Genomic DNA, 22,533 nt, shown 5'->3' on the forward strand with positions numbered 1-22,533 from the left:
CTCTGGAGCCCGTGGATATTGCGCGAGCAGCTATGAAAATGGTAGCGGTTGGGCGGACTTCACGGGCCTAGCAGCGTTTGCGGTGACAGCACAATCACCATTGGTGACCAGACTTTGCCATTGTCCAAGGGCAGCTTTTCAGTCTTGTCGATGGCGTTGAGGGCTGCGTTGTCCCAGGACGTATTGCCGCTGCGCTTGCTGATGCGGCGGCTCAGGATGTCGCCGTTGGGGCTGAGCGAAACCTCAATTTCAGTGACGGGGTTACCCGAAATGATGTCGGTGTAAGTCACATTGGGCTTGATGCGTGCCGCCACCCGTCCGAAGTAGCTGGCGCCTGGCCCTGCACTTTTCGCGGCTGTACCCGTGCCGCCCGATCCCGTGGTTTCTCCGCCTGCGAGCGCAGCCATGCGTTTGAGTTGGTCTTCGCGGTTTTTCTGCGCTGCCAGTTCGGCGGCTTTGGCGGCCTTTTGTTTGGCCAGCGCCTCGGCCTTGGCCTTGTCGGTTTTCTCCGCCTTGGCCAGCTTCTCTGCTTTTTCGCGCGCGGCTTTGGCTTCTTGTTCCTTGCGCAACTTCTCTGCGGCCAGCTTGTCGGCCGCTTGCTTTTCGCGTTGCAGCTTGTCTTGCTGCGCTTTGCGCTCCTGCTCCAGCTTGGCCTGTTGCAGTTCCTTCTCTTTCTGCAGTTTGGCTTTTTCTTTTTCTTTGGCCAATGCGATGTCAGCGGCCTTGGGCGCGTCTATCACCGGCGGGGCTGGTGGCGGTGCAGGGCGCGCGGGCAAGGGAGGCTCTGGCTCTGGCGGTGGTGCTTCGGGTTCTGGCTCGGGCGGCAGCGGCGCCGCCTCTTGTGGCACGGTCGCCCAGAGTTCTGCCTCTACGGCCACCGGTGGGGTCTCGCGCTTCCACGCCACGCCAATCGCCAACACCGCCACCAGCGCCAAGTGGGCCACCAGCGCCAGCAGCACGGCACGCACCAAACCTGGCGTCGCGGGCGGGGCAAACTCGAGGTGGTGGCGTGTGGCGCTCATGTCACGGTCGCTCAGTTGGCCAGTTGCACCGACAGGCCCACGCGCTGGATGCCCGCGCGTTGCAGCGTGTCCATCACCTGGACCACACTTTCGTACTTCACGGCCTTGTCGGCGCTGATGACCACGGCTGAGTTGGCGGCTGCGCCGTCTTTGGGGGCTGGTGCATTGGCCTGCGCACGTTTGACGGCGGCGGCCACGTCTTTGAGGACGATGGAGGTGGTTTGCTCTTTGACTTTCATCTCCAGCTTGTCATCCTTGCCAATGACGATCTGGATGATCTGGTCGGGCTGACGCGCAGCCTTGCCCACACTGGGCAGGTCAATCATGCTGGGGGTAATCAATGGTGCGGTGACCATGAAGATGATCAGCAGCACCAGCATCACGTCGATGAAGGGCACCATGTTGATCTCGTTGATGGTGCGGCGGCCTCGGCCGCGTCCGGCTACTGCGGGCATGGGGTGGTTCCTTGCTGTGACTCAGCGGCCAGCGGGGGCAGTGGTCTGCGCGCTCACGTTGCGTTGCAGGATGTTGGAAAACTCTTCGATAAAGGTTTCTTGCTGGATAGCAATGCGGTCCAGGTCGCGCGCAAAGCGGTTGTAGGCCACGACCGCCGGAATGGCGGCAAACAGGCCGATGGCCGTGGCGACCAGCGCCTCGGCAATGCCAGGCGCCACGGTAGACAGCGTGACCTGCTGCAGCGAGGCCAGGCCGGTGAAGGCGTGCATGATGCCCCACACGGTGCCAAACAGGCCCACATAGGGCGAGACCGAACCGACCGATGCCAAGAAGGAGAGATTGCTTTCCACCGAGTCCATCTCGCGCTGGAAGCTCGCGCGCATGGCGCGGCGGGCGCCATCCATCAGTGTGCCCACATCGGCGACGCGGCGCTCGCGCAGCTTTTGAAACTCGCGCATGCCGCTGGCAAAAATGCGTTCCATGGGGCCACACTGCTGTGCATTGCGGCTGGCTGCGCTGAACAGGTCGTTCAGGCTGGAGCCTGACCAGAACTCGCGCTCAAATGCTTCGTTCTGAGATTTCACGCGGTTCAGTGAAAACAATTTGCGAAAAATGGCGGCCCAGCTGGCAATGGACACCAACATCAGCAACAACATGACGGCCTGCACCACGATGCTGGCGTTGAGGACCAAATGGAGGATGGAGAGGTCTTGGTTCATCAGGATGGTTCAGGTGGTCAGGGTCAGAGCATCGCACGCAAGCGGGCAATCGCTGTTTCCAATTGTTTCATGGAGCTGGCAGTCGAAAAACGCACAAACTGGGCCGTTTGCGCGGTACCAAAGTCGCGCCCCGGGGTGATGGCCACGTGGGCGCGGTTCATCACCTCAAAGGCAAAATTCCAGCTGTCCTTGATGCCCAGCTTTTTGCAAAGTTCCGAACAATCGGCCCAAGCGTAAAACGCGCCATCGGGCATCACCGGTACGGTGAGCCCCAGGGCGTTGAGCGCAGGGATGAAGTAGTCGCGCCGGGCCTTGAATTCGGCGCGGCGCTGTTCGTACAGCGCAATGCTGGCATCTTCAAAGCACGCCATTGCCGCGTGTTGTGCGATGGTGCTGGGGCAGATGAACAGGTTTTGTGCCAGGCGCTCGACCACGGGCACCAGCACCTCGGGCACCACCATCCAGCCCAGACGCCAGCCAGTCATGTTGAAGTACTTGCTGAAGCTGTTGATGCTGATGATGGCGTTGTCCAGCGCCAGCGCGGTTTGGCCAAACTGGTCGTCATGGCTCAGCGCCAGATAGATCTCGTCTACCAAGGTGATGCCGCCGTGCGACTGCACCACCTGGTGGATGCGGCGCAATTCGTCGGGGTGGATGGAGGTGCCCGTGGGGTTGCTGGGAGACGCCAGCAAGACGCCGCGCGTGCGCGGGCCCCAAGCCGCTTCGACCTTGGCGGCACTGAGCTGAAAACGCTCCTCGGCCGTGGTGGGGATAAGCACTGCCTTGCCCTCAGCCGCACTCACAAAGTGGCGGTTGCAGGGGTAGCTGGGGTCGGGCATCAAAATTTGGTCGCCCGACTCTATCAATGCCATACAGGCCAGATGCAGCGCAGCCGAAGCACCGGCGGTCACCACAATACGGCTGGCTGGCACCTGCACACCAAAACGGCTGGCATACCAGGCGCTTATGCGCTCGCGCAGCTGCGGCAGGCCCAAGGCCGGTGTGTACTGGGAGTGGCCGTTGCGCACGGCACGTTCGGCAGCCTCTTGCACCAGCGGCGGTGCGGTGAAGTCGGGCTCGCCGATGTTCAGGAACACCATGGGCGCGTCAGTGTGTGCCACCTCGGCACCCAAGGCGGAAGCGGCCTTGGCCACCTCCATCACATAAAACGGTTCGATGTTCTGTGCGCGGGAAGAAATCTGCATGGGCTTGCGGGCGTCAGGCTTTGCGGGGTTTCTTGGCCTTGTCAGCTTCCACCTCGGCGGCACGCAGGCTGGGCGCCAGGCCGTTGAGTACACCGTTGACGTACTTGTGGCCATCGGTGCCACCAAACTCCTTGGCCAGCTCCACACACTCGTTCAGCACCACGCGCCATGGAACGTCCAGGCAGTGCTGGAATTCGTACACCCCAATCCACATCACCGCATGTTCCACGGGCGAAATCTCGCCCCAAGGGCGGTCCAGCAGCGGGGCGATCAGTGCGTCCATGGCTTCGCCTTGCGCCACACAGCCGTGCAGCAGCACGTCAAAGTGGGCAGCATCGGCCTTGTTGAACCCGGCCAGGTCACGCGTGAATGGGTCGATGTCGTCCACTGCGTTGCGCCCCACCAGGCTTTGGTAGAGGCCTTGCAGGGCAAATTCGCGGGCCCGCGTACGGTTGGACTTACCAGCGGCCTTGCGCGCGCCCGTGGCTGTGAGCCCGGTGCGGGACTGGCGTGGCGGGCGCTTGGCAGCGGGGGAGGGGGTATCGCTCATCAAATACTTTCCAGAAGGTTGGCCATCTCCACCGCGACGCGGGCCGCGTCGCGGCCTTTTTCGTCCTGGCGGGCAATCGCTTGGGGCATGTCTTCGGTGGTCAAAATCGCGTTCGCGATGGGCAATTGGTAGTCCAGTGCCAAGCGTGTGACGGCGGAGCCGGACTCGTTGGCTACCAGTTCAAAGTGGTAGGTTTCGCCACGGATGATGCAGCCCAAGGCGATCAGTGCGTCGTATTTGCCTTTTTCAGCCATGGCCTGCAAGGCTACGGGTACCTCCAGCGCGCCGGGCACGGTCACGTGGTCAATGTCTTTGTCGGCCACGCCCAGGGCGAGCAGCTCGGACTTGCAGGCGGCTGCCAAGGCGTCGGTCACGCTGGCGTTGAAGCGCGCCTGCACGATGCCGATGGAGAGTTTTTTGCCGTTCAAACGGTCTTCAGTGGTGGTGCCTTTGTCTGCGCCAAACATAGTCTTAGTCCTTGAGGTGTGTCGGGGGCAACCTGAAGGGCTGTCCCCAGAATTATTTATTTGGCGATGTAGCCAGTGATCTCGAGGCCGTAGCCCGTCATGCTGGGCATGCGGCGCGGGCTGCCCATCAGCTGCATCTTGTGTACGCCACACTGCAACAGAATTTGAGCGCCAATGCCATAGGTCCGCAAGTCCATGCGCCCACGTTCCGGTGCCTGGGCTGCGCGGGCGGTGCCGTCGAACTGGGCCAGCAGCTGTTCGCCACTTTCGCCGCAATTCAGCAGTACCACCACACCATGGCCTTGTTGCTTCAGGTATGCCAGCGCGGTGTCCAAACTCCAGGAGTGCATGGAGCGATTGATCTCCAGGGCATCCAGCACCGACAGTGGCTCATGCACACGCACGGGCACCACGGTGTCAGCTTCCCATTCGCCTTTGACCAAGGCCAAGTGCACGCCGTGGCCCGTGGTGTCACGGAATGTGTGGGCGGTGAACTGGCCATAGGCCGTTTGCAGGGGGCGTGAGCCTACTTTGGCGATCAACGACTCGGTGCGACTGCGGTGTTCGATCAGGTCGGCAATGGTTCCAATCTTGAGGCCGTGCTCGGCGGCAAACAGTTGCAGGTCCGGCAAGCGGGCCATGGTGCCGTCGTCCTTCATGATTTCGCAGATCACGGCAGCGGGCGTGCAGCCGGCCATCGCAGAAAGGTCGCAACCGGCTTCGGTATGGCCTGCGCGCATCAGCACGCCGCCGTCCACAGCTTGCAAGGGAAAGATGTGGCCAGGCTGCACCAGGTCGGCGGCCACCGCGCTTTTCGCTACTGCAGCTTGCACGGTGCGCGCGCGGTCCGCGGCCGAAATGCCAGTGGTTACGCCCTCGGCGGCCTCGATGGAAACGGTGAATGCGGTGCTGTAGACAGTGCCGTTGCGGGTCGCCATGGGTGGCAAGCGCAGGTGTTCGCAGCGTCCGCGGGTCAATGTCAGGCAGATCAGGCCACGGCCAAATTTGGCCATGAAGTTGATGGCCTCGGGCGTCACGTGGTCGGCCGCCAAGACCAGATCGCCCTCGTTTTCGCGGTCTTCCTCGTCCACCAGAATGACCATGCGACCAGCGCGCATGTCGGCGACGATGTCTTCAACCGGGGAGATAGGGACGGGGGAGAAGGCGGTCATGCGCGAGGTACTTTCAAAAGAGCGGTCCAACAAGGCCGTGCCGATGGCAGGCGTGGCCCCGATTATCGCCGTAAACCCAGTGCAAAGGCCCCGCGCAGGGTCAATCTAGAGATGCGCTCCAGCGGTTGCCCCAGCTCTTGTCGATCGCACGGCGGTCCCGCTTGGTGGGGCGGCCATGTTCGATGGCGTGGGCTGGTTCAGCTGCCAGGCGGTTGCGCTCGGCCATTTCGGCGCGTTTGGCAACGCTCTCGGGCGTTTCTTCGTACAGCTGCTGTGCAACCGGGGCCGGACCGCGTTGGTCGCTCACCCCTCGCACGATCAGGGTACGTGGCACTTTGGCCTGCCAGATGGTCAACACATCACCCACCCGTATCTCCTTGGAAGGCTTGATGTCGTGCTGTGCCATCTGCACATGACCCTTGTTCACTTCGTCGGTGGCCAGCGAACGGGTTTTGAAGAAGCGCGCGGCCCAAAGCCATTTGTCAATGCGGGTGCTGTCCATGCGGTGTCAGTCGGGCTGGGGTTGGAGTGGCAATCGTACACAGGCGTCTAGGCCCACGCACAAGCCCTGCTCGTAGAGGTTGGTGAGGGTGATGCTGCCACCCAGTGCCTTGACCATTTCGCGTGTGATGGTCAGTCCCAGGCCGGAGCCCGAGTGGGCGTGGCCCGCGGCAAAAGGCTGGAACAGGCGCAAGCGCAGCTCATCAGAGATGCCGGGACCGCTGTCTTCGATGTGCAGCTCAGCCATGCCGTCTATGGGCATCAATTGCACGCTGAGGCGGCCACCCCGCGGGCTCAGGCGGATCGCGTTGTGCAGCAGGTTACGCGCCATTTCGCGCAGCATCCACTCGTGGGCATGCACCAGGCTGACCTCGGTGCGAATGTCAAAGTCGAGGTCCTTGTCCGCAATCAGGGCCGATACGTCCAGCGCCACGGCGCGCAGCGGTTCCGCCCAATCCATGGTGGCGAAGTCTTGCTGCTGCTTGACTTGCTCGACTTTGGCCAGTGACAGCATCTGGTTGGCCAGCTGGGTCGCGCGGTCTACGGTGGTCTGGATCTCCTGCAGCGCCTCGGTAGGCGCCACATCACCGCGCAGCGCGGACTGCACCTGGACCTTCAGCACCGCCAGCGGCGTGCGCAGCTGGTGGGCGGCGTCACGCACAAAGCGCTTTTGGTGGTCCAGCAGGTGTTGCAGACGTTGCATGACCTGGTTGGTAGCCTCAGTCAGCGGGCGTATTTCCAGCGGAAGGTGGCTGGCATTGAGCGGTGTCAGGTCATCTTCAGGGCGCTGCTGCAATTCGCTGCTCATGCGGCGCACCGGGCGTGTCACCCGCTGCACCACGATCAACACCACTGCAGTGATGACAGTGATGAGAATGGCCTGCCGCTGCAGCGTGTCGATCAGGATCTGCCGCGCCAGCGTGCGGCGCAGTTCCAGTGTTTCGGCCACTTGCACCATGGCCATGGTGCGTTCGCGCCGTGTCGCCACGGGCTGCAGCAGCACGGCTACCCGCACCGGGTCGCCCCGGAAGCTGTCGTCGTAGAAGTCCACCAAGGCCGCATAAGGCCCTTGGTTGGGCAGGCTGCCGCGCCAGGCAGGGAGGTCTTCCGCCCCGTCGATCCACTGGCCTTTGGCATCCGAGATCCTGTAGCTCATGCGGCTGCGGTTGTCGGCTTCGAATGCCTCCAACGCAGAGTAGGGCACTTGTGCGCGCAGCCGGGCCTGAGGGCCGTCGCCTTCAATGTCCAGCAGTTCGCCAATCGCCTTGGCCGAGGCCAGTAACGTGCGGTCGTAGGCGGTGTTGACGGCACCCAGCGCCTGGCGGTAGAGGCTGATGGTGTCCACCACCACAAACAGCACGATGGGCAACAAAATGCCCAGCAGCAGGCTGCGTCGCAAGGACAGGGGCGTGCGGGGGCTCGGTGCCACGTCAGCCTTCGGCTTTGAGCAGGTACCCCAGGCCGCGCAGGGTGACCAGCGCGATGCCGGTTGCAGCCAGTTTTTTGCGCAGTCGGTAGACCACCACTTCGATGGCTTCAAACTGCACGTCCGCCTCGCCGGGGAAAACCACCTCAAACAGGCGTTCCTTGCTGACCGCATGGCCTGGCCGTGCCATCAGGGCAGCCACCAGCGCCAACTCGCGCGGGCTCAGTTCCATGATCTGGTGGCGGTGGTAGAGCGCGCCGCTGCTTTTGTCCAAGCGCAGGGCACCCAGTTGCAGGTCGGGGCTGATGCTGGCGGCGCTACCAGCGTGGCGGCGGTACAGCGCGCGAACTCGGGCTTCGAGTTCATCCAGGTCAAAAGGTTTGGGCAGGTAGTCATCGGCACCGGCATTCAGGCCCAGTACCTTGTCCCCCACAGTGCCGCGTGCAGTGAGGATTAGCACCGGGGTGCCAAGTCCTTCGGCGCGGGCCGCTTTCAAAATGTCCAGTCCATCCACCCCGGGCAGGCTCAGGTCCAGCACCACCACATCCGGCTCTGCACTGCGCCACCGGTCCAGCGCTAGGCTGCCGTCGCTGCACACATCCACCCGCATTTGCGCGCGCACCAGACTGCGCTGCAAGGTCGTGTGCAGGGCCGGGTCGTCTTCGATGAGCAGCAGGTGCATGGGGTTTTCCCTAGGCGTTTGGACAGCCGTTTGACAGGCTGGGCTCGCATCATAGGGCCTGCATTCAACACAAGGAGACATCCCATGCGTCGCGATACCTTTCTGAAGTCCATGGCCGTATTGGCCGCTGCTGGTACCTTGCCCCTGTCGGCCCGTGCCGCTGCCAACCTGAAGATGATGATCCCCGCCAATCCCGGTGGCGGTTGGGACGGCACAGGCCGCGCCTTGGGCAAAGCCCTGATTGATGCCAAGGCGGCCGACACCGTGCAATACGAAAACAAGGGCGGTGCTGCCGGCGTGATTGGTCTGGCGCAGTTCGTTAACGCCGCCAAGGGTGACCCTAATGCGATGTTGATCACCGGCGCCGTGATGGTGGGCGGCATCATCACCAGCAAGCCCGCTGTGTCCCTGGACAAGGCGACCCCCATTGCCCGTATCACCAGCGAATACAACGTGTTTGTGGTGCCAGCCGACTCCCCCCTCAAGACCATGAAAGACGTCGTCGCCCAGATGCAAAAAGACCCCGGCAGCGTGAAGTGGGGCGGCGGTTCACGCGGTTCCACAGAACACATCTGTGCTTCCATGCTGGCCACCAAGGTGAACGTTGACCCCAAGAAGGTGAACTATGTGGCCTTCCGTGGCGGCGGCGAAGCTACCGCAGCTATTTTGGGTGGCAACGTCACCGTGGGTGGCAGCGGCTACAGTGAGTTTGCCGAGTACATCACCACGGGCAAGATGCGTGCGATTGGCGTGACATCTGAAAAACGCCTGCCCGGCATTCCCAACATCCCAACCATGAAGGAGCAGGGCTTTGACGTGGTGCTGGGCAACTGGCGCGCCGTTTACGGTGCCCCTGGCATCACGGCAGAACAACGCGCTGCGCTGACCGAGATGGTCGTCAAGGCCACCAAGTCCAAGGCTTGGGCTGAGGCTCTGGAAAAGAACGGCTGGACCCCCGCCGTGCTGACCGGCAAAGCGTTTGACGACTTTGTGGACAACGAGTTCTCTAGCCTGCGCGGTGTGATGCACTTGGCTGGCATGTTGTGATGCGTGCGGTGATCAAAGTGCGCCAGCAAACGGCGCTGGCTCTGGGGGTGCTTTTAATTGCACTTGGGCTGGCCAGCGGGGCTTGGATCATTCCTTCGGAGGCAGGGTACGCGGGTGTGGGCCCCGACTTTCTGCCTTGGGTCGTCTCGGTTGCTCTGCTGCTGTGTGGTGGCTTCCTGATGTGGGAAGCCCGCACCGGCGGTTTTCGGGACCTGGACGCCGACGAAGACGAACCACCCCCCTACTGGTTAGGCTTTGTCTGGATGTCGGCTGGCTTGCTGGTCAACGCTGCTTTGATCACCACCATCGGCTTTATCTTCAGTTGCACCGTGTGTTTTGTGCTCGCTTCGCGGGGCGTGCGCATGTCGCAGGGTCAGCCTGCCGGGGGGGCGCGCTCCTGGCTGCTGGATGCGGTAGTGGGGGTTCTCATTGCCGCGCCGGTGTACTGGATGTTTACCAAGTTTCTGGCCATTAGCTTGCCAGGTTTGACGCAAAGCGGGTGGCTGTGATGGATATCTGGAACCAACTCCTTCAGGGTTTTATGACGGCGGGTACGCCCGTCAATTTGTTGTGGGCCTTTGTGGGCTGTGCGTTGGGTACCGCGGTAGGCGTGTTGCCCGGCATTGGCCCGGCCACTGCGGTGGCCATGTTGCTGCCTATCACCACCCAGGTGGAGGCTACGGCCTCCATGATCTTTTTTGCCGGTATTTATTACGGTGCGATGTATGGTGGCTCCACCACGTCCATCTTGCTCAACACGCCCGGAGAAACCTCCAGCATGGTCACGGCCATGGAGGGCAACAAGATGGCCAAAGGCGGCCGCGCCGGAGCAGCCTTGGCTACCGCGGCCATCGGGTCCTTTGTGGCGGGCACCATTGCGACCATTGTGGTCACCCTGTTCGCGCCCCTGGTGGCGGAATATGCCGTCAAACTGGGCCCACCTGAATACTTCTGTCTGATGCTGTTGGCATTCACCACCGTGAGTGCCGTGTTGGGTCAAAGCACTTTGCGTGGTCTGACGGCCTTGTTCCTGGGGCTTGCCATTGGCCTGATTGGCATGGACCAGATCACCGGCCAAGCACGTTACACCGGCAACATGCCCGAGCTGCTGGATGGCGTGGAAATTGTGCTGGTGGCCGTGGGCCTGTTTGCGGTGGCCGAAGCCCTGCACGCCGTGCTGTTTGAAGGCAAGGTCGTGGAGACTGAAAACAAGATGAGCCGTGTCACCATGACGCGCTCGGACTGGAAACGTTCCATTCCTGCCTGGATTCGCGGCAGCGCGATTGGAGCACCGTTTGGTTGCATCCCGGCCGGTGGTACCGAGATCCCGACCTTCTTGAGTTACGCCACCGAGAAAAAGTTGGCCAAACCAGAACACCAGGCAGAGTTTGGTACCAAAGGCGCTATCGAGGGTGTGGCTGGCCCCGAGGCGGCCAATAACGCGACGGTGACTACCGCCATGATTCCGTTGTTGACGTTGGGAATCCCGGTATCCAACACCACGGCAGTGTTGTTGGGGGCGTTCCAGAATTATGGCATCCAGCCCGGCCCGCAGCTGTTTAGCAGCTCCTCCGCCTTGGTGTGGGCGCTGATTGCATCGCTCTACATCGGCAACATCATGCTGCTGGTACTGAATCTGCCCATGGTCGGTCTGTGGGTCAAGCTGCTGAAGGTGCCCAAGGCCCAGCTGTATGCCGGCATCCTGATTTTTGCCACGGTGGGAACCTACGGCATGCGCCAGAGCGCGTTTGACTTGTTCCTGCTGTACGCCATTGGGGTGTTGGGCTTGGTGATGCGCCGGTTCAACTTTCCGACCGCTCCGGTTATCGTGGGCATGATTCTGGGCCCCTTGGCCGAGGCCCAGTTGCGCAACGCCATGTCCATCGGCGAGGGTAGTGCCATGGTGTTCCTGCAGCGGCCCATGTCCTTGACGCTGCTGGTCGTGGTCGCTGCCGTACTGGTCTTGCCGCGCGTGTTCAAGCGAATTTCCCGCAAAAACATCGAAGCCATTGCTTAAGTAGTTTGGGTATTAAATCGGCCTCCAAGGCCGATGGATATTGCGCGAAACGCTCCTAAAACAGGAGCGTTTTTTGATTCAGGCTCCGATCGCCAAGACCACGGCGGCTTCGTCAAACACGGCTACCGCGGCCTGCCCCACCCTGAAGTGCAGGCCCGGTGCAGCAAAGCCCACCATCTGCAGCCCGCAGGCTAGCGTCACGGTGATTTCATCCCCTGAGGTGGAGCGGGCCAGCCGCGCCACCGTACCTTGCAGTTGGTTGCTCGCGGCTACCTCCGTCGCAGGTGCGGACACCACGGCCACTGCGGTGGCCTTGGCCAAGGCTATCACCTCAGTACCCACCGCCAAACCCAGCAACTCCGCACTTTCGCGGGTGATGCGCGAGACCAGCGCGCTGCCATCGCTCAGCCGCAGGCGCACCTGCACGGCCCGTCCGGCACGTTGCAGCGCCACCACCTGGCAGGGCAGCTGGTTGCGCATGCTGGTGCGCAGTCCCAAACCCGCCAGACGCGGTGCAGCGCCGCGGGCGGAAGCGCTACGTTGCGCCACCTGGGCCAGCGCCTGCAGGCGCAGCGTGGCCAGCGTGTCGGCTGCGTCCAGCAGCTGCTGGCCTGTGGCCGTGAGCTGGGCGCCGCCACCGCCGCTGCCGCCCACGGTGCGTTCCACCAGCGGGGCACCGGCCAGGTTGGTCAACGTGTCGATGGCCTGCCAGGCGGCCTTGTAGCTCACGCCAGCGCCACGTGCGGCTTCGGAGATGGAGCCCGCCTGACCAATGCGGCGCAGGATGTCCAAGCGCTTGTCGGCGGCCTCGTGGCCCAGCGCGCCCGCGAGTCCCGTGCCGGTCAAAGGGGAGGGAGATGTCATGTGGGCTATGCTACGCTATCCTTTTTTGGAATAGCGATATTTCCTATGAGCCGTTTGCAAAAAGTGTGGCCTTGTGTCGGTGCATTGTTGTTGGTGCTGAGCGGCGGTGGTTTGCATGCCGAAGAAGTGACCGTGGCCGTCGCGGCCAACTTCAGCGCCCCGGCGCAGAAGATTGCCACCGCCTTTGCCGCAGCCACCGGCCACAAGGCCACCGTGGTGGTGGGCTCCACCGGCAAACTCTATGCACAGATCAAAAACGGTGCCCCGTTCCAGGTTCTGTTGTCGGCCGATGACGAAACTCCCGCGCGCTTGGGCAAGGAGGGCGCCGCTGTGGCGGCCTCGCAGTTCACCTACGCCACGGGCCGCCTGGTGCTGTGGAGCCGCAATGCCGGTGTGGTGGACGACAAGGGTGAGGTGCTGCGCAGCGGCCAATTTGCGCACTTGGCGCTGGCCGACCCCAAGCTGGCCCCGTATGGCGCCGCAGCGGTGGACGTGATGGCCAAGCTTGGAGTCACGGCCAGCTTGCAGCCGAAGCTGGTGCAGGGCGAAAGCATTGGCCAGACCTACCAGTTTGTGTTCAGCGGTAACGCAGCCATGGGCTTTGTGGCCTTGTCGCAGGTGATGGTGGAGGGCAAGATCGCCCAAGGCTCGGCCTGGGTGGTGCCGTCCACCATGCACAGCCCGCTGCGCCAAGATGCCATCTTGCTGAATGCGGGCAAGGACAACACCGCAGCCGCAGCCTTCATGGCCTATTTGCGCAGCGATGCGGCCAGGGCCATGATTCGCAGCTTTGGCTACGGCGTCTGAACCGCTGGCCCCATGCCCCTGAGCCCTGACGACCTGGGTGCCATCTGGCTCACGCTGCGCTTGGCCAGTGTGACCACCGTGTTGCTGCTGGTGTTGGCCACGCCGCTGGCCTGGTGGCTGGCACACACCGGCTCACGCTGGCGTGGGCCGGTGGGTGCCGTGGTGGCGCTGCCGCTGGTGCTGCCGCCCACGGTGTTGGGCTTTTATTTGCTGGTGAGCCTGGGACCACAAGGGCCGCTGGGCCAGCTCACGCAGGCCTTGGGCTGGGGGCTGCTGCCCTTTACCTTTGCCGGGCTGGTGCTGGGCTCGGTGGTGTACTCGCTGCCTTTTGCGGTGCAGCCTTTGCAGCATGCGTTCGAGTCCATGGGAAAACGCCCCATGGAGGTGGCAGCTACTTTGCGGGCCAGCCCGCTCGATGCCTTCTTCACCGTAGCCTTGCCGCTGGCGCGCCCGGGTTTTGTGACGGCGGCCGTGCTGAGTTTTGCGCACACGGTGGGTGAGTTTGGTGTGGTGCTGATGCTGGGCGGCAATATTCCCGACAAGACCCGTGTGGTCTCCACCCAGATCTATGGCCACGTGGAGGCACTGCAGTACACGCAGGCGCATTGGTTGTCGGCAGGCATGGTGGCGTTTTCCTTTGTCGTGCTGCTGGGGCTGGGCTGGCTCAACCCGCGTGGCAGCAGGTTGCGCCCATGAGCTTGGATTCCAACCACATCCGCCTGCGCTTGGCGCGCACCGGCTTCACGCTCGACGTAGACCTGGCTTTGCCTGCACGTGGCATCAGTGTGTTGTTTGGCGCTTCGGGTTCGGGCAAAACCACGGTCTTGCGCTGCGTGGCCGGGCTGGAACAGGCGGCCCAGGCGCACCTTCGTATCGGCGGGCAGCTCTGGCAAGACGATGCGCAGGGCATTCTGCTGCCGGCCTGGCGGCGCCCCGTGGGCTATGTGTTCCAAGAGGCCAGCCTGCTGGCACACTTGGATGTGCGCGGCAACTTGGCGTACGCCCAAAAGCGTGCGGCCAAAGCCACGGGCGCGCCCCAAGCTCTGCTGGCAGTGGAGACAGCGATCGAACTGCTGGGCTTGGCGCCGCTGCTAACGCGCCAGACGGCGGATTTGTCGGGCGGAGAACGCCAGCGCGTGGCCATTGCCCGCGCGCTGGCCACACAACCCGAATTGTTGTTGCTGGACGAACCCCTGGCCGCGCTGGACCCGGCGCGTCGGCAAGAGGTGTTGCCTTGGCTGGAGCGGCTGCGCAACGAGCTGCACATTCCCATGCTCTATGTCACCCATTCCGTGGACGAAGTGGTGCGACTGGCTGACACGCTGGTGGTGTTGTCGCAAGGACAGGTGCAGGCCTGCGGCCCGGCCGCTCAAGTGTTGGCGCAGGTGGATGCCCCCCTGCGCCTGGGCGACGAAGCTTCGGTGCTGCTGCACGCCCAGGTGGTCGAGCTGGACGCCCCCTGGCACCTGGCCCGCCTGGCGTTTGCCGGGGGCAGCCTGTGGCTTGCTGATGCTGGGTTGGCGGTGGGTGCGCCGGCGCGCCTGCGCGTGCTGGCGCGCGATGTGAGCCTGGCCACGCAGGAGCCCGCGCACACCAGTATTCAAAACGTGTTGCCCTGCACCGTGCTCGCCATTGCCGACGACAGCCACCCCGCGCAAGCCTTGGTGCAGCTGGCTTGTGGGCCTGAGCGCTTGCTCGCCCGGGTGACCCGGCGCTCTGTGCACACGCTTGGCTTGGCAGTGGGTCAACCGGTGTGGGCCCAGGTCAAGGCGCTGGCACTGGCGAATTGAGCGCATTTTTTTAAGAAAACGGCTGCAAATTCACCCGTTTGGGGGAGTGACAGGGGCAGGGCCCGCGGCTACGCTGGTGCATCTATTTTTTTGACGCACTGCAGCACTTTTTTCTTTTGTTATGCCCGTGTACGCGCCCCCCGAATCCTCGGTGCCTGTGATGCAGGTGCTGCACCAAGCCCAGCTGGCGCTGAAGCACGGGGACGTGGCCCACAGTCTGGTGTTGGCCAAGGCTGCATTGGCCAGGGCCCAGGCCGCGCACGACCTGCCCACCGAGGCCCGGGCCCTGCTGGCTCTGGCGCAGGCAGACAGCATGGTGTCGCGTTTCAGGCGCGCACAAGAAACCGCCCAGCGCGCGGCCACCCTGTTCCAGATGTGTGAAGACACCCGCGGTGAGGCCGAGGCACTGGCCACTTTGTCGCACACCCTGAGCGTAATGGGCCACAGCGAAGAGGGCGTAGAGGCCGCTCTGTTGGGCCTCAAGCTCAATGCCGATGCGCCCTCACTGTCGCAAGCACTGTCTTACAACCACCTGGGCGTGGCTTACGCCCATGGCGGCAGTTTCGACCGGTCCGATGCTGCCTTTCGCACCGCCATAGGCCTGCTGGAGGACAACGGCCACTGGATGGAAGCCTATCTTCCGCGTGTCAATCAGCGTGCCATGGAGGTGACGCGCTGCTTTTTTGACCGCTACTACCAGGGGCAATTCACCAGCCTGGAGCGTCTGGCCCATTTGCGCCGGGCTGGCGCACGTTCTGTTCAGGCAGCGCCCAATCTGCTGGTATTTCAGGGGGCGCTTGTCAAGACGCAGGCCCTGCTGGGCTTGGGAGACGGTTTTGAGGCGTGTTGGCTGGGCAATTTGGCCGTGGCACAAAGCCATGCGGACTTTGCCCAGGCCTCCGAAACCCGTGGCGACCCCAATCCCTCGATCACGCTTATGGAGCTGTGGCTGCGGGCCGAGATTGCCTGGTCAGCCCAAGACTGGCCGCTGGCCGAATACCACTGCCACCGCATGATGCAGTTGGCCATGTCGATCGATAACGAACACATGGTGGGCATTGCCTATTTGCTGCTGGCCCAGATCCTTACCGCACAGGGCAAAGAGCGCGCCTCGCAGACGCAGCTGCGCGCCCTCAAGCAACGCGAAACCGACTTGCGCCACGCGGCCCTGCAGCAGCGCGAGGAACGGATTGAATGGCAGCTGCAGGCCCGCGCCAGCCGCGCCACGGCCCGTCGCTTGGCCCAGCACGCCCAGCAGCTGGAGCAGCTGGCCATGGAAGACGCGCTCACCGGCTTGTTTAACCGCCGCTACCTGGAACGCATGGTGCCCGAGTTGCTGCGCAAGGGTGCTGACCGCGGCCTGTCGCCGGCCATGGCCTTTGTGGATGTGGACTACTTCAAACGCATCAACGACCAGTTTTCCCACCAAGTGGGTGATGCCGTGTTGCAAGAACTGGGACACATCTTGCGCAGCTTTGTGCGCGAGGGCGACGTACCCGTGCGCCTGGGGGGCGACGAATTTGTAGTGGCTTTTGCGCATGTGGATCAGGCCGCCGCCCACGGGCTGGCGCAGCGCATCCAGGACGCAGTGCGCTCCCACCCCTGGAGCCGCCTGCGCCCGGATTTGCAGGTGAGTGTGAGTGTGGGTGTGGCCGGTGCACAAGGCAGCGACACCCTGCAAAGCTGGCTGCACCGCTGTGATGTGGGCATGTACGTGGAAAAAGACTCCAGGCACCAAATCCTTGTCTAAGGCACATGGATACTGCGCGAGCAGCTCCTGAATTGCTAGCGTTTCAGCTCTTGGCGCCCGCCATCAGCGCCGCAAAACCCACAAACACCCCGCCGGTTAGCCGGTTAAAGACCCGCATCACACTGGCCCGCTGCAGGTAGCGCGCCAGCTGCTTGCCGCTGGCGGCGTAGACAAAGTACCAGCCCACCTCCACCACCGCAAACGTGCCCAGCAAAATGCCAAACTGCGGCAACTGGGGTTGTGCCGGGTTCAAGAACTGAGGGAAAAAGGCCGCTGCAAACAAGATCGCCTTGGGGTTGCTGGCTGCCACCAGCGCGCCTTGGCGGTACAAAGCCCAGCTGCCCAGCGTCGCACCCAAGTTGCTGCCCTGGGCTGCACCATCGGCCGGGTCGCTCTCTTGCACGGGGCTGCGCCACACCTGTACGCCCAAGTAAGCCAGGTAGGCGGCACCGGCCAGGCGCAGCGCGTCAAACACGGCGGGGAAGGCCTGCAGCAGCGCCCCCAACCCGGCAGCCGACAGGCTCAGCATCAGCATCAGCGAGGTCATGCAGCCCGCCATGCTGGTCACGGCGCCACGCAGGCCCTGGCGTGCGCCGGTACTCATCACCAGCAACATATTGGGCCCCGGCGTAGCCGACACCACAAACGTCATCATCACAAACAGCCACCAGGTGTGCAGGCTCATGGGTTCAATCCTTAGAAATCGAGAAGAGGGTTAGTAGTGGGGTGGCAAATCGTCACGCAGATTGCGCGCCGTGGCCGGTTCGCTGGCCTGCTGACGCAGGTGTGTGATTTCGCGGATCAACGCGTCGATTTGCGCCTGCTGGCGCACAATGATTTTGTCGAGCTGGTCCAGCGCGTCTTCTGCAAAGCTGGCCTTGATCTCCAGCTCTGTCAGGCGCTGCTCGGTGCGTTCAGTGGTATCCATAGATCCCTATTGGACACCATGCGCGAGTCATTAAATTGTTTCCACCTGTTTCAGTTAGTGCTTTGGAGCTAACAGGCGTGAGTGCTGGCGAACTTACACTGCGCACGCCCGACCGGGCACACCCTGCCAGCCCTTGGCGGCGGTGCATAGCAAAACAGGGAGCTCCTTTGACATTCAAACCCACCGCACTGCTGGCAGCCATGCTGCTGGCCACCAGCGCACAGGCCGCCCAATTCGATTTCGGCGGCAATATCGCCAACCACAACGATGTGATCCAGATCAGCTTCTCGCTGGCCAGCGACGCCACCGACGTCAAGGTCTGGACCGACTCCTACCTGGACGGCGTGAACTTCGACCCCATCACCGCAGTCTGGTCGCAAGCTGGCAGCGGCTGGAACCTGGTCGGCCAGAACGACGACAACCCCAACATCGTCCCCGGTCTTACCAAATTTGATTCCGGCCTGTCCTTCGGCAGCCTGGCCGCAGGCAACTACTTGTTCACCATTGCCACTTACAACAACTGGGCCAATGGCACCACCTTGGCACAAGGGTTCAATTTCGACAACCAAGCGCCTATCCCCTTGGCCATTTGGAACCAACCCGCCAGCACCGTGAACATGGGCACCCGCTACAGCGTGCACCTGTCGGGTGTGGATGTGGCCGCCCCTGTGCCTGAACCCGAAACCTACGCCATGCTGCTCGCCGGCCTGGGCGTGTTGGGCTGGGCCCGCCGCCGCCAAGCCAAGAAAGCCTGAGCGATTGGCATCGCCTAACAAAAAACCCGCTTAGGCGGGTTTTTTTTGTGTGCGGGTTCCGCGTCAGGCTTGGTCTTGACAAGCCTTGAGCGCCAGCGGCAGGTACTGCGCCAGCTGCTTGTTGGTGATGTCTTCAATGGACACGAGCTTGAGATGTCTGCGCCCCTTGCCAGAACCTTCCAGGTGGCCATGCACATCATCCATGCGCGCCCCTTGGCTGAACTCCACGGACACATGCCCCTTGTAGGCAAACACCCCGCAGAACTGCATCCCAGACGCAAACAGAATGCCGCCGTACTTCACCTCTTCAGCAAAGGGTTTGAATGTCTTCTTGACCAAGGCGCGCACGGCTTCCACGACGGCATAACGCTCCTCGCTCACGAGGCGGATGTCTTCGAGCAGAGTTTGGACGGATTTGGTGGGCACGAAAATCTCTCTGATTAGCTTCGCCGCTATTCCAAGCTAGCTTTTGCACTGATGGCACGCAGTTCAGCGTCAGTCAGGGGGGTGCCAGTTTTTAAATACATCTGCGATGCACCAGCGCCCAATGCCAGCTCACGGAATGCGCGTAACTCTACCTGGGTAAATCCGCCCGCAGGGTCGCCCAAAGGATGGAGGAGGATTCTGGGCGAGGCGCTAAAGAATGACTTGCCCACGGATCGGCGTACCTGATATTTCAGCAGCTGTTCGGCCATCGTGAAATCTGAAACCATAGTTCTGGGGTGCGCAAATGGATTGAGCACCTTGGACGGCTCTGATACTGCGGCTGTACGTGCCATAGCACCCACCCCCAGAATTTTTGGCTTCGGTGAGTCGCTAATTGCAATCTCTGGAACCTCCGCGATCACTGTGCCAGTCTTCAAGTTTCTGATCGTCAGGAGCTCTGGCGAGATCGTGATGTACAAAAGAGGGCTTAAATAGTTGAGCATGTTGTGGGGTACCTTGTCCGCATTTCTTTCGGCGGATCGTCAAATCTGGAAGCTTCATAGGTTGACTGCGTCGAAGACATTGGAAGGCATGTATGGGCCCATAACATCAATCATCAGCGGATGACAAAAAAACTCAGCTTTTTGGCAATCCGCTGGAGAACTGTGTTGGAGCGCATTTCGATGAACCTAATTGTGATGTCTAGTTCTTCAAGTATGCGTGGGTAGGCAGCTGCTGGTCCCTGCCATTTCCGCTTTAAAGCCAACAGCGTGCGAAGTGTGAATGGGAAATAGCGCGGGAAAAAACGAAGTTCAAAAAGAACTGCGCATTGCCGGTCAATATAAAGACCTGAGCCCTCTGACGGCGGCTCAACAAGCTCTTTAACGAGGCGATGAAAGGTCTCGAACTCGCGTGCGCGAGCTTCGCGAGATCTCACTGAAAAGAACTGATATACCGACCAAGCAAAGGCGATCGCGGCGCCGATAGCACTAAAAGCTGTGCCGTACTTGGAGAGTAGTTCAAATCAGTAGTGTCCCAACGTTTTTCAGAGGAGAACGAGCTGTTGAGGCTCGGAACTCAGATCTGAATCCGCTGAGGGTGGTGTAAGTAGTTGATTTATTGGGGTTTGTTCAAACATGGTCAGGCTCAGGATTTGTAGGATTTCGTAAAGGCTGTGATGCTCAAGATGCAGACGTTTCTTTGTTATGGCGATCAGCACGTAGGTGCACACCGCGATCCAAATTTGCGTCTTCACGGCGTTCTCGCTGGTACCCAAAAAGCCTTGATGCGCAAGTGCTGCTTGATCCATTTGAAGAACAACTCGACCTTCCAACGCTGGCGATACAGGTCGGCAATGAGTTCGGGTTTCAAGGCGAAGTTGTTGGTCAGAAACGTGATGCGCTTGCCGGTTTCGTCTTTGACGACAACCCTGCGCAAAGCGGCTGGGTAATCCTTGCTGGAGTAGAAAACCGTGAGCACGCCGATCTGGTCGCAGATGACGTTGCTGGTGTTGCGGTCCACGGGGTTGGAGTAGCGCCGCTTGAACTGGGTATTGCTCTTGGCACGCGTCACGAAGAAGGCCTGGGCCTGATGAATGACATACAGCCTTTTGAAGTCCAGATACCCGCGATCCAGCAGGTAGAAGGCCCCGGCTTCGAGCACCAAGTCGTCCATCACATTGACCTCGTGGGTCTTGCCATCGGTGATGTGAATGAAGCTGGGGATGGAGCCATGCAGATCCAGCAAGGTGTGCAGCTTGATAGCGGCCTTGGTGGAGCGAAACGGTGCCCACGGATGCAACGACAGACACAAGTCGATGGTGCTGGCGTCGAACGCATAAACGGCCGCATCCAGGTCGATTCCCAGTGGCTCCTTGGCATACAGCGGTCTGGCCATGCCAATCAGGTGTTGGGCAAAGTCGGCGTAAATCTGCCATGGACGAGTGGCATTCGCATTGGCCAGTGTGTTGCGCGAAATCGTAGAGCAGCGAAAGCCCATGTGGTAAAGCCGATTGGCTTGCGCCCGCAGGTTGACTTCGATATCGCGAAGGGACTCCCGGTAGGTCAGTTGCGCAAAGGCCATGGCGAAGAACTGGTCCAGGCACGAGAAATCTTTGACCTTGTGGTCGCCCCGATGCTTGGCCACACACCTGCGAAAGGTGCTCATGGGCAGATAGGCCATGAGCTGAGAAAACACGAGCTTGCCTTGGTGCATACCGGCCCTTCGCGCTCTCGCGCAAAAGGCCACAAGTCTGACGCTCGACGTTCAAATCGAGACCAGACCGGAATGTCGAATTCTGCAAGCAAATCATTAACTTACGAAGTCCTGATGTGAGAACGTTGGGACACTACTGAGTTCAAATGTCTGGTTCATTGGGTACCCTATATAAATTCGGCCGCAAAGTCTTGTGCGACATGGAGTTAATGTTGGCTACAAGTAGCGGCATTGCCCCCTATCTTGTCTACGCGAGCTGCCCTCCTAAAGAGGTAGCAACGGCCTCACTGCGGTTCAGTCTGAATTCTGGCGATTCAGCGATACCGTGAATATCCCCCGATCGGGTGAATTTACGAACGGCAGTGCCCACCCACGCTGTGGTTAGAAAAAAACTAGCTATTCTTTTAATAGCTGCTCGCGCATATTCCACAAGGGCTAGAGGCTAATTTTGTCAAAATTTGACGAGCTAGCAGCCCTCTGCCGCTCCGCCTACTGCTTCGCTCCCAGCGCCAACGCCGCAGTGCGCGATGCCTGCAGCTCGGCCGCATCTGGGGCCTCCAATGTGGGCCATCCTTGCAGGTGCTTCTGCGCCAGATTGCAGAGCGCGGTGATCCACTCGGGGTCGTCATTCAGGCAGGGGATGTAGTGGAACTCTTTGCCGCCGGCGTGCAGAAACGCTTCGCGGCCTTCCATGTTGATTTCTTCCAGCGTCTCCAGGCAGTCGCTGGTGAAGCCGGGGCAGATCACGTCCACACGTTTCACACCAGCCTGGCCCAGTTTGATGAGGCTGGGTTCGGTGTAGGGCTCCAGCCACTTGGCGCGGCCCAGGCGGGACTGGAAGGTGACCTGGTACTGGTCTTTGGGCAGGTTCAAGGCCTCGGCCAGCAGGCGCGCGGTCTTGAAGCATTCGCAGTGGTACATATCGCCCAGCTCCAGCGTGCGTGCGGGTACACCGTGGAAACTCATCACCAGTTTATCGGGGCGGCCGTTGGCCTTCCAGTGGCGCTGCACGCTGGCAGCCAGGGCGTGGATGTAGCCGGGGTCGTCGTGGTAGCGGTTGATGAAGCGCAGCTCGGGGATGGCGCGGGTCTTGGCAGCCCAGGTGTAGACGGCGTCACACACGCTGGCGGTGGTGGTGCCGCTGTACTGCGGGTAGGCCGGAACGATGAGCACGCGGGTCACGCCCTCAGCCTTCATGGCGTCCAGCTGCGAGCCGATGGACGTGCTGCCGTAGCGCATGGCCCAGCGCACTTTGACTTGGTGGTTGCGCTGGCCCAGCCAGCCCTGCAGCAGCTTGGCTTGCTTCTCGGTCCAGATCTTGAGCGGTGAGCCCTCGGGCGTCCACACACTGGCGTATTTGGCGGCTGACTTGGCGGGGCGTGTGCGCAAGATGATGCCGTGCAAGATGAGCAGCCACAGCAGGCGCGGAATCTCCACCACGCGCGGGTCACCCAAAAATTCGGCCAGATAGCGGCGTACGGCGGGGGCGGTGGGTTCGTCGGGTGTGCCCAGGTTGCACAGCAGCACGGCGGTGCGGGGCACCTGGCCATGGGTGAACGGGGGCTCGGGCTGGAAGGGGGATTGGAAGAGCATGCGGTATTCTCCCGCACCAGTAGTGTCCCAACGTTCTCACATCAGGACTTCGTAAGTTAATGATTTGCTTGCAGAATTCGACATTCCGGTCTGGTCTCGATTTGAACGTCGAGCGTCAGACTTGTGGCCTTTTGCGCGAGAG

General features: G+C 61.6%; 25 protein-coding genes and 1 pseudogene. 8 read left to right on the forward strand and 18 right to left on the reverse strand.

Annotation, left to right across the window (positions count from 1 at the left end):
• Nucleotides 1–59: 59 nt before the first annotated feature.
• The 10 genes from tolA to U5O12_RS00125 form a co-directional block, all read right to left on the reverse strand.
• On the reverse strand, nt 60–1,022 hold the full coding sequence (tolA, locus tag U5O12_RS00080; RefSeq protein WP_322576680.1) for a cell envelope integrity protein TolA: 963 nt from the start codon (nt 1,020–1,022) through the stop codon (nt 60–62).
• An 11-nt stretch (nt 1,023–1,033) separates the two neighbouring features.
• The gene (locus tag U5O12_RS00085) at nt 1,034–1,477 is read right to left on the reverse strand and encodes a biopolymer transporter ExbD (RefSeq protein WP_094480223.1); all 444 of its coding nucleotides are present in this window, start codon (nt 1,475–1,477) and stop codon (nt 1,034–1,036) included.
• 21 nt (nt 1,478–1,498) lie between these two features.
• Nucleotides 1,499–2,200 (reverse strand): protein TolQ, encoded by a 702-nt coding sequence (gene tolQ / locus U5O12_RS00090; RefSeq protein WP_322576978.1) that lies wholly within the window; start codon nt 2,198–2,200, stop codon nt 1,499–1,501.
• Between the two features lie 20 nt (nt 2,201–2,220).
• The gene (locus U5O12_RS00095) at nt 2,221–3,402 is read right to left on the reverse strand and encodes a pyridoxal phosphate-dependent aminotransferase (RefSeq protein WP_322576681.1); all 1,182 of its coding nucleotides are present in this window, start codon (nt 3,400–3,402) and stop codon (nt 2,221–2,223) included.
• A gap of 13 nt (nt 3,403–3,415) precedes the next feature.
• Nucleotides 3,416–3,952 carry a transcription antitermination factor NusB gene (nusB, locus tag U5O12_RS00100; RefSeq protein WP_322576682.1) on the reverse strand — a complete coding sequence of 179 codons (537 nt, stop codon included), beginning with the start codon at nt 3,950–3,952 and terminating at the stop codon, nt 3,416–3,418.
• The gene (gene ribH / locus U5O12_RS00105) at nt 3,952–4,419 is read right to left on the reverse strand and encodes a 6,7-dimethyl-8-ribityllumazine synthase (protein WP_322576683.1); all 468 of its coding nucleotides are present in this window, start codon (nt 4,417–4,419) and stop codon (nt 3,952–3,954) included. Before ribH ends, nusB begins: the two co-directional genes overlap by 1 nt.
• Nucleotides 4,420–4,475: 56 nt before the next feature.
• Nucleotides 4,476–5,591 (reverse strand): bifunctional 3,4-dihydroxy-2-butanone-4-phosphate synthase/GTP cyclohydrolase II, encoded by a 1,116-nt coding sequence (ribBA, locus tag U5O12_RS00110; RefSeq protein WP_322576684.1) that lies wholly within the window; start codon nt 5,589–5,591, stop codon nt 4,476–4,478.
• Between the two features lie 100 nt (nt 5,592–5,691).
• Nucleotides 5,692–6,093, reverse strand: a complete 402-nt coding sequence (locus tag U5O12_RS00115) for an RNA-binding S4 domain-containing protein (protein ID WP_322576685.1) — start codon at nt 6,091–6,093, stop codon at nt 5,692–5,694.
• 6 nt (nt 6,094–6,099) lie between these two features.
• Nucleotides 6,100–7,521 (reverse strand): sensor histidine kinase, encoded by a 1,422-nt coding sequence (locus U5O12_RS00120; RefSeq protein WP_322576686.1) that lies wholly within the window; start codon nt 7,519–7,521, stop codon nt 6,100–6,102.
• 1 nt (nt 7,522) lies between these two features.
• A complete protein-coding gene (locus tag U5O12_RS00125; protein ID WP_322576687.1) occupies nt 7,523–8,200 on the reverse strand; it encodes a response regulator transcription factor in 678 nt (225 codons plus the stop codon).
• An 84-nt stretch (nt 8,201–8,284) separates the two neighbouring features.
• On the opposite strand from U5O12_RS00125, the gene U5O12_RS00130 reads away from it, so the two are divergent.
• The 3 genes from U5O12_RS00130 to U5O12_RS00140 are packed head-to-tail and all read left to right on the forward strand — an operon-like array spanning nt 8,285 to nt 11,264.
• Nucleotides 8,285–9,247: a Bug family tripartite tricarboxylate transporter substrate binding protein gene (locus U5O12_RS00130; RefSeq protein WP_322576688.1), complete on the forward strand. Its 963-nt coding sequence runs from the start codon at nt 8,285–8,287 to the stop codon at nt 9,245–9,247.
• Nucleotides 9,247–9,756: a tripartite tricarboxylate transporter TctB family protein gene (locus U5O12_RS00135; protein WP_322576689.1), complete on the forward strand. Its 510-nt coding sequence runs from the start codon at nt 9,247–9,249 to the stop codon at nt 9,754–9,756. Before U5O12_RS00130 ends, U5O12_RS00135 begins: the two co-directional genes overlap by 1 nt.
• Nucleotides 9,756–11,264, forward strand: a complete 1,509-nt coding sequence (locus U5O12_RS00140) for a tripartite tricarboxylate transporter permease (protein WP_322576690.1) — start codon at nt 9,756–9,758, stop codon at nt 11,262–11,264. Before U5O12_RS00135 ends, U5O12_RS00140 begins: the two co-directional genes overlap by 1 nt.
• Before the next feature lie 78 nt (nt 11,265–11,342).
• Here the strand turns inward: U5O12_RS00140 and U5O12_RS00145 are convergent, their stop codons facing one another.
• Entirely contained in the window at nt 11,343–12,128 is a 786-nt protein-coding gene (locus tag U5O12_RS00145; RefSeq protein WP_322576691.1) for a TOBE domain-containing protein, read from the reverse strand.
• Between the two features lie 45 nt (nt 12,129–12,173).
• On the opposite strand from U5O12_RS00145, the gene modA reads away from it, so the two are divergent.
• From modA to U5O12_RS00165, 4 genes are all read left to right on the forward strand, one after another.
• Nucleotides 12,174–12,935 carry a molybdate ABC transporter substrate-binding protein gene (modA, locus tag U5O12_RS00150; RefSeq protein WP_322576692.1) on the forward strand — a complete coding sequence of 254 codons (762 nt, stop codon included), beginning with the start codon at nt 12,174–12,176 and terminating at the stop codon, nt 12,933–12,935.
• A gap of 12 nt (nt 12,936–12,947) precedes the next feature.
• Nucleotides 12,948–13,631, forward strand: a complete 684-nt coding sequence (gene modB, locus U5O12_RS00155; protein ID WP_322576693.1) for a molybdate ABC transporter permease subunit — start codon at nt 12,948–12,950, stop codon at nt 13,629–13,631.
• Nucleotides 13,628–14,725, forward strand: a complete 1,098-nt coding sequence (gene modC, locus U5O12_RS00160; RefSeq protein ID WP_322576694.1) for a molybdenum ABC transporter ATP-binding protein — start codon at nt 13,628–13,630, stop codon at nt 14,723–14,725. The genes modB and modC overlap by 4 nt, the downstream gene beginning before the upstream one ends.
• A 121-nt stretch (nt 14,726–14,846) precedes the next feature.
• Nucleotides 14,847–16,475: a GGDEF domain-containing protein gene (locus tag U5O12_RS00165; protein ID WP_322576695.1), complete on the forward strand. Its 1,629-nt coding sequence runs from the start codon at nt 14,847–14,849 to the stop codon at nt 16,473–16,475.
• A gap of 43 nt (nt 16,476–16,518) precedes the next feature.
• Here the strand turns inward: U5O12_RS00165 and U5O12_RS00170 are convergent, their stop codons facing one another.
• Together U5O12_RS00170 and U5O12_RS00175 are read right to left on the reverse strand one after the other, a co-directional pair.
• Nucleotides 16,519–17,160, reverse strand: coding sequence for a LysE family translocator (locus U5O12_RS00170; protein ID WP_322576696.1), 642 nt, complete (start codon nt 17,158–17,160; stop codon nt 16,519–16,521).
• A gap of 30 nt (nt 17,161–17,190) precedes the next feature.
• Entirely contained in the window at nt 17,191–17,403 is a 213-nt protein-coding gene (locus tag U5O12_RS00175; protein ID WP_322576697.1) for a SlyX family protein, read from the reverse strand.
• A 167-nt stretch (nt 17,404–17,570) separates the two neighbouring features.
• On the opposite strand from U5O12_RS00175, the gene U5O12_RS00180 reads away from it, so the two are divergent.
• The gene (locus U5O12_RS00180; RefSeq protein WP_322576698.1) at nt 17,571–18,158 is read left to right on the forward strand and encodes a DVUA0089 family protein; all 588 of its coding nucleotides are present in this window, start codon (nt 17,571–17,573) and stop codon (nt 18,156–18,158) included.
• A 63-nt stretch (nt 18,159–18,221) separates the two neighbouring features.
• Here the strand turns inward: U5O12_RS00180 and U5O12_RS00185 are convergent, their stop codons facing one another.
• The 5 genes and pseudogenes from U5O12_RS00185 to hemH form a co-directional block, all read right to left on the reverse strand.
• Entirely contained in the window at nt 18,222–18,584 is a 363-nt protein-coding gene (locus tag U5O12_RS00185) for a DUF1801 domain-containing protein (RefSeq protein WP_322576699.1), read from the reverse strand.
• A gap of 26 nt (nt 18,585–18,610) precedes the next feature.
• Entirely contained in the window at nt 18,611–19,087 is a 477-nt protein-coding gene (locus U5O12_RS00190; protein WP_322576700.1) for a rod shape-determining protein, read from the reverse strand.
• A gap of 113 nt (nt 19,088–19,200) precedes the next feature.
• Nucleotides 19,201–19,521 (reverse strand): hypothetical protein, encoded by a 321-nt coding sequence (locus U5O12_RS00195; protein WP_322576701.1) that lies wholly within the window; start codon nt 19,519–19,521, stop codon nt 19,201–19,203.
• A gap of 108 nt (nt 19,522–19,629) precedes the next feature.
• A pseudogene (locus tag U5O12_RS00200) lies at nt 19,630–20,798 on the reverse strand (IS4 family transposase).
• A gap of 489 nt (nt 20,799–21,287) precedes the next feature.
• Nucleotides 21,288–22,391: a ferrochelatase gene (gene hemH, locus U5O12_RS00205; RefSeq protein WP_322576702.1), complete on the reverse strand. Its 1,104-nt coding sequence runs from the start codon at nt 22,389–22,391 to the stop codon at nt 21,288–21,290.
• Between the last annotated feature and the right edge of the window lie 142 nt (nt 22,392–22,533).

The organism is Rhodoferax sp. (genome assembly GCF_034519335.1).
In the GTDB taxonomy this organism is placed as follows: Bacteria; Pseudomonadota; Gammaproteobacteria; order Burkholderiales; family Burkholderiaceae_C; genus Allorhodoferax.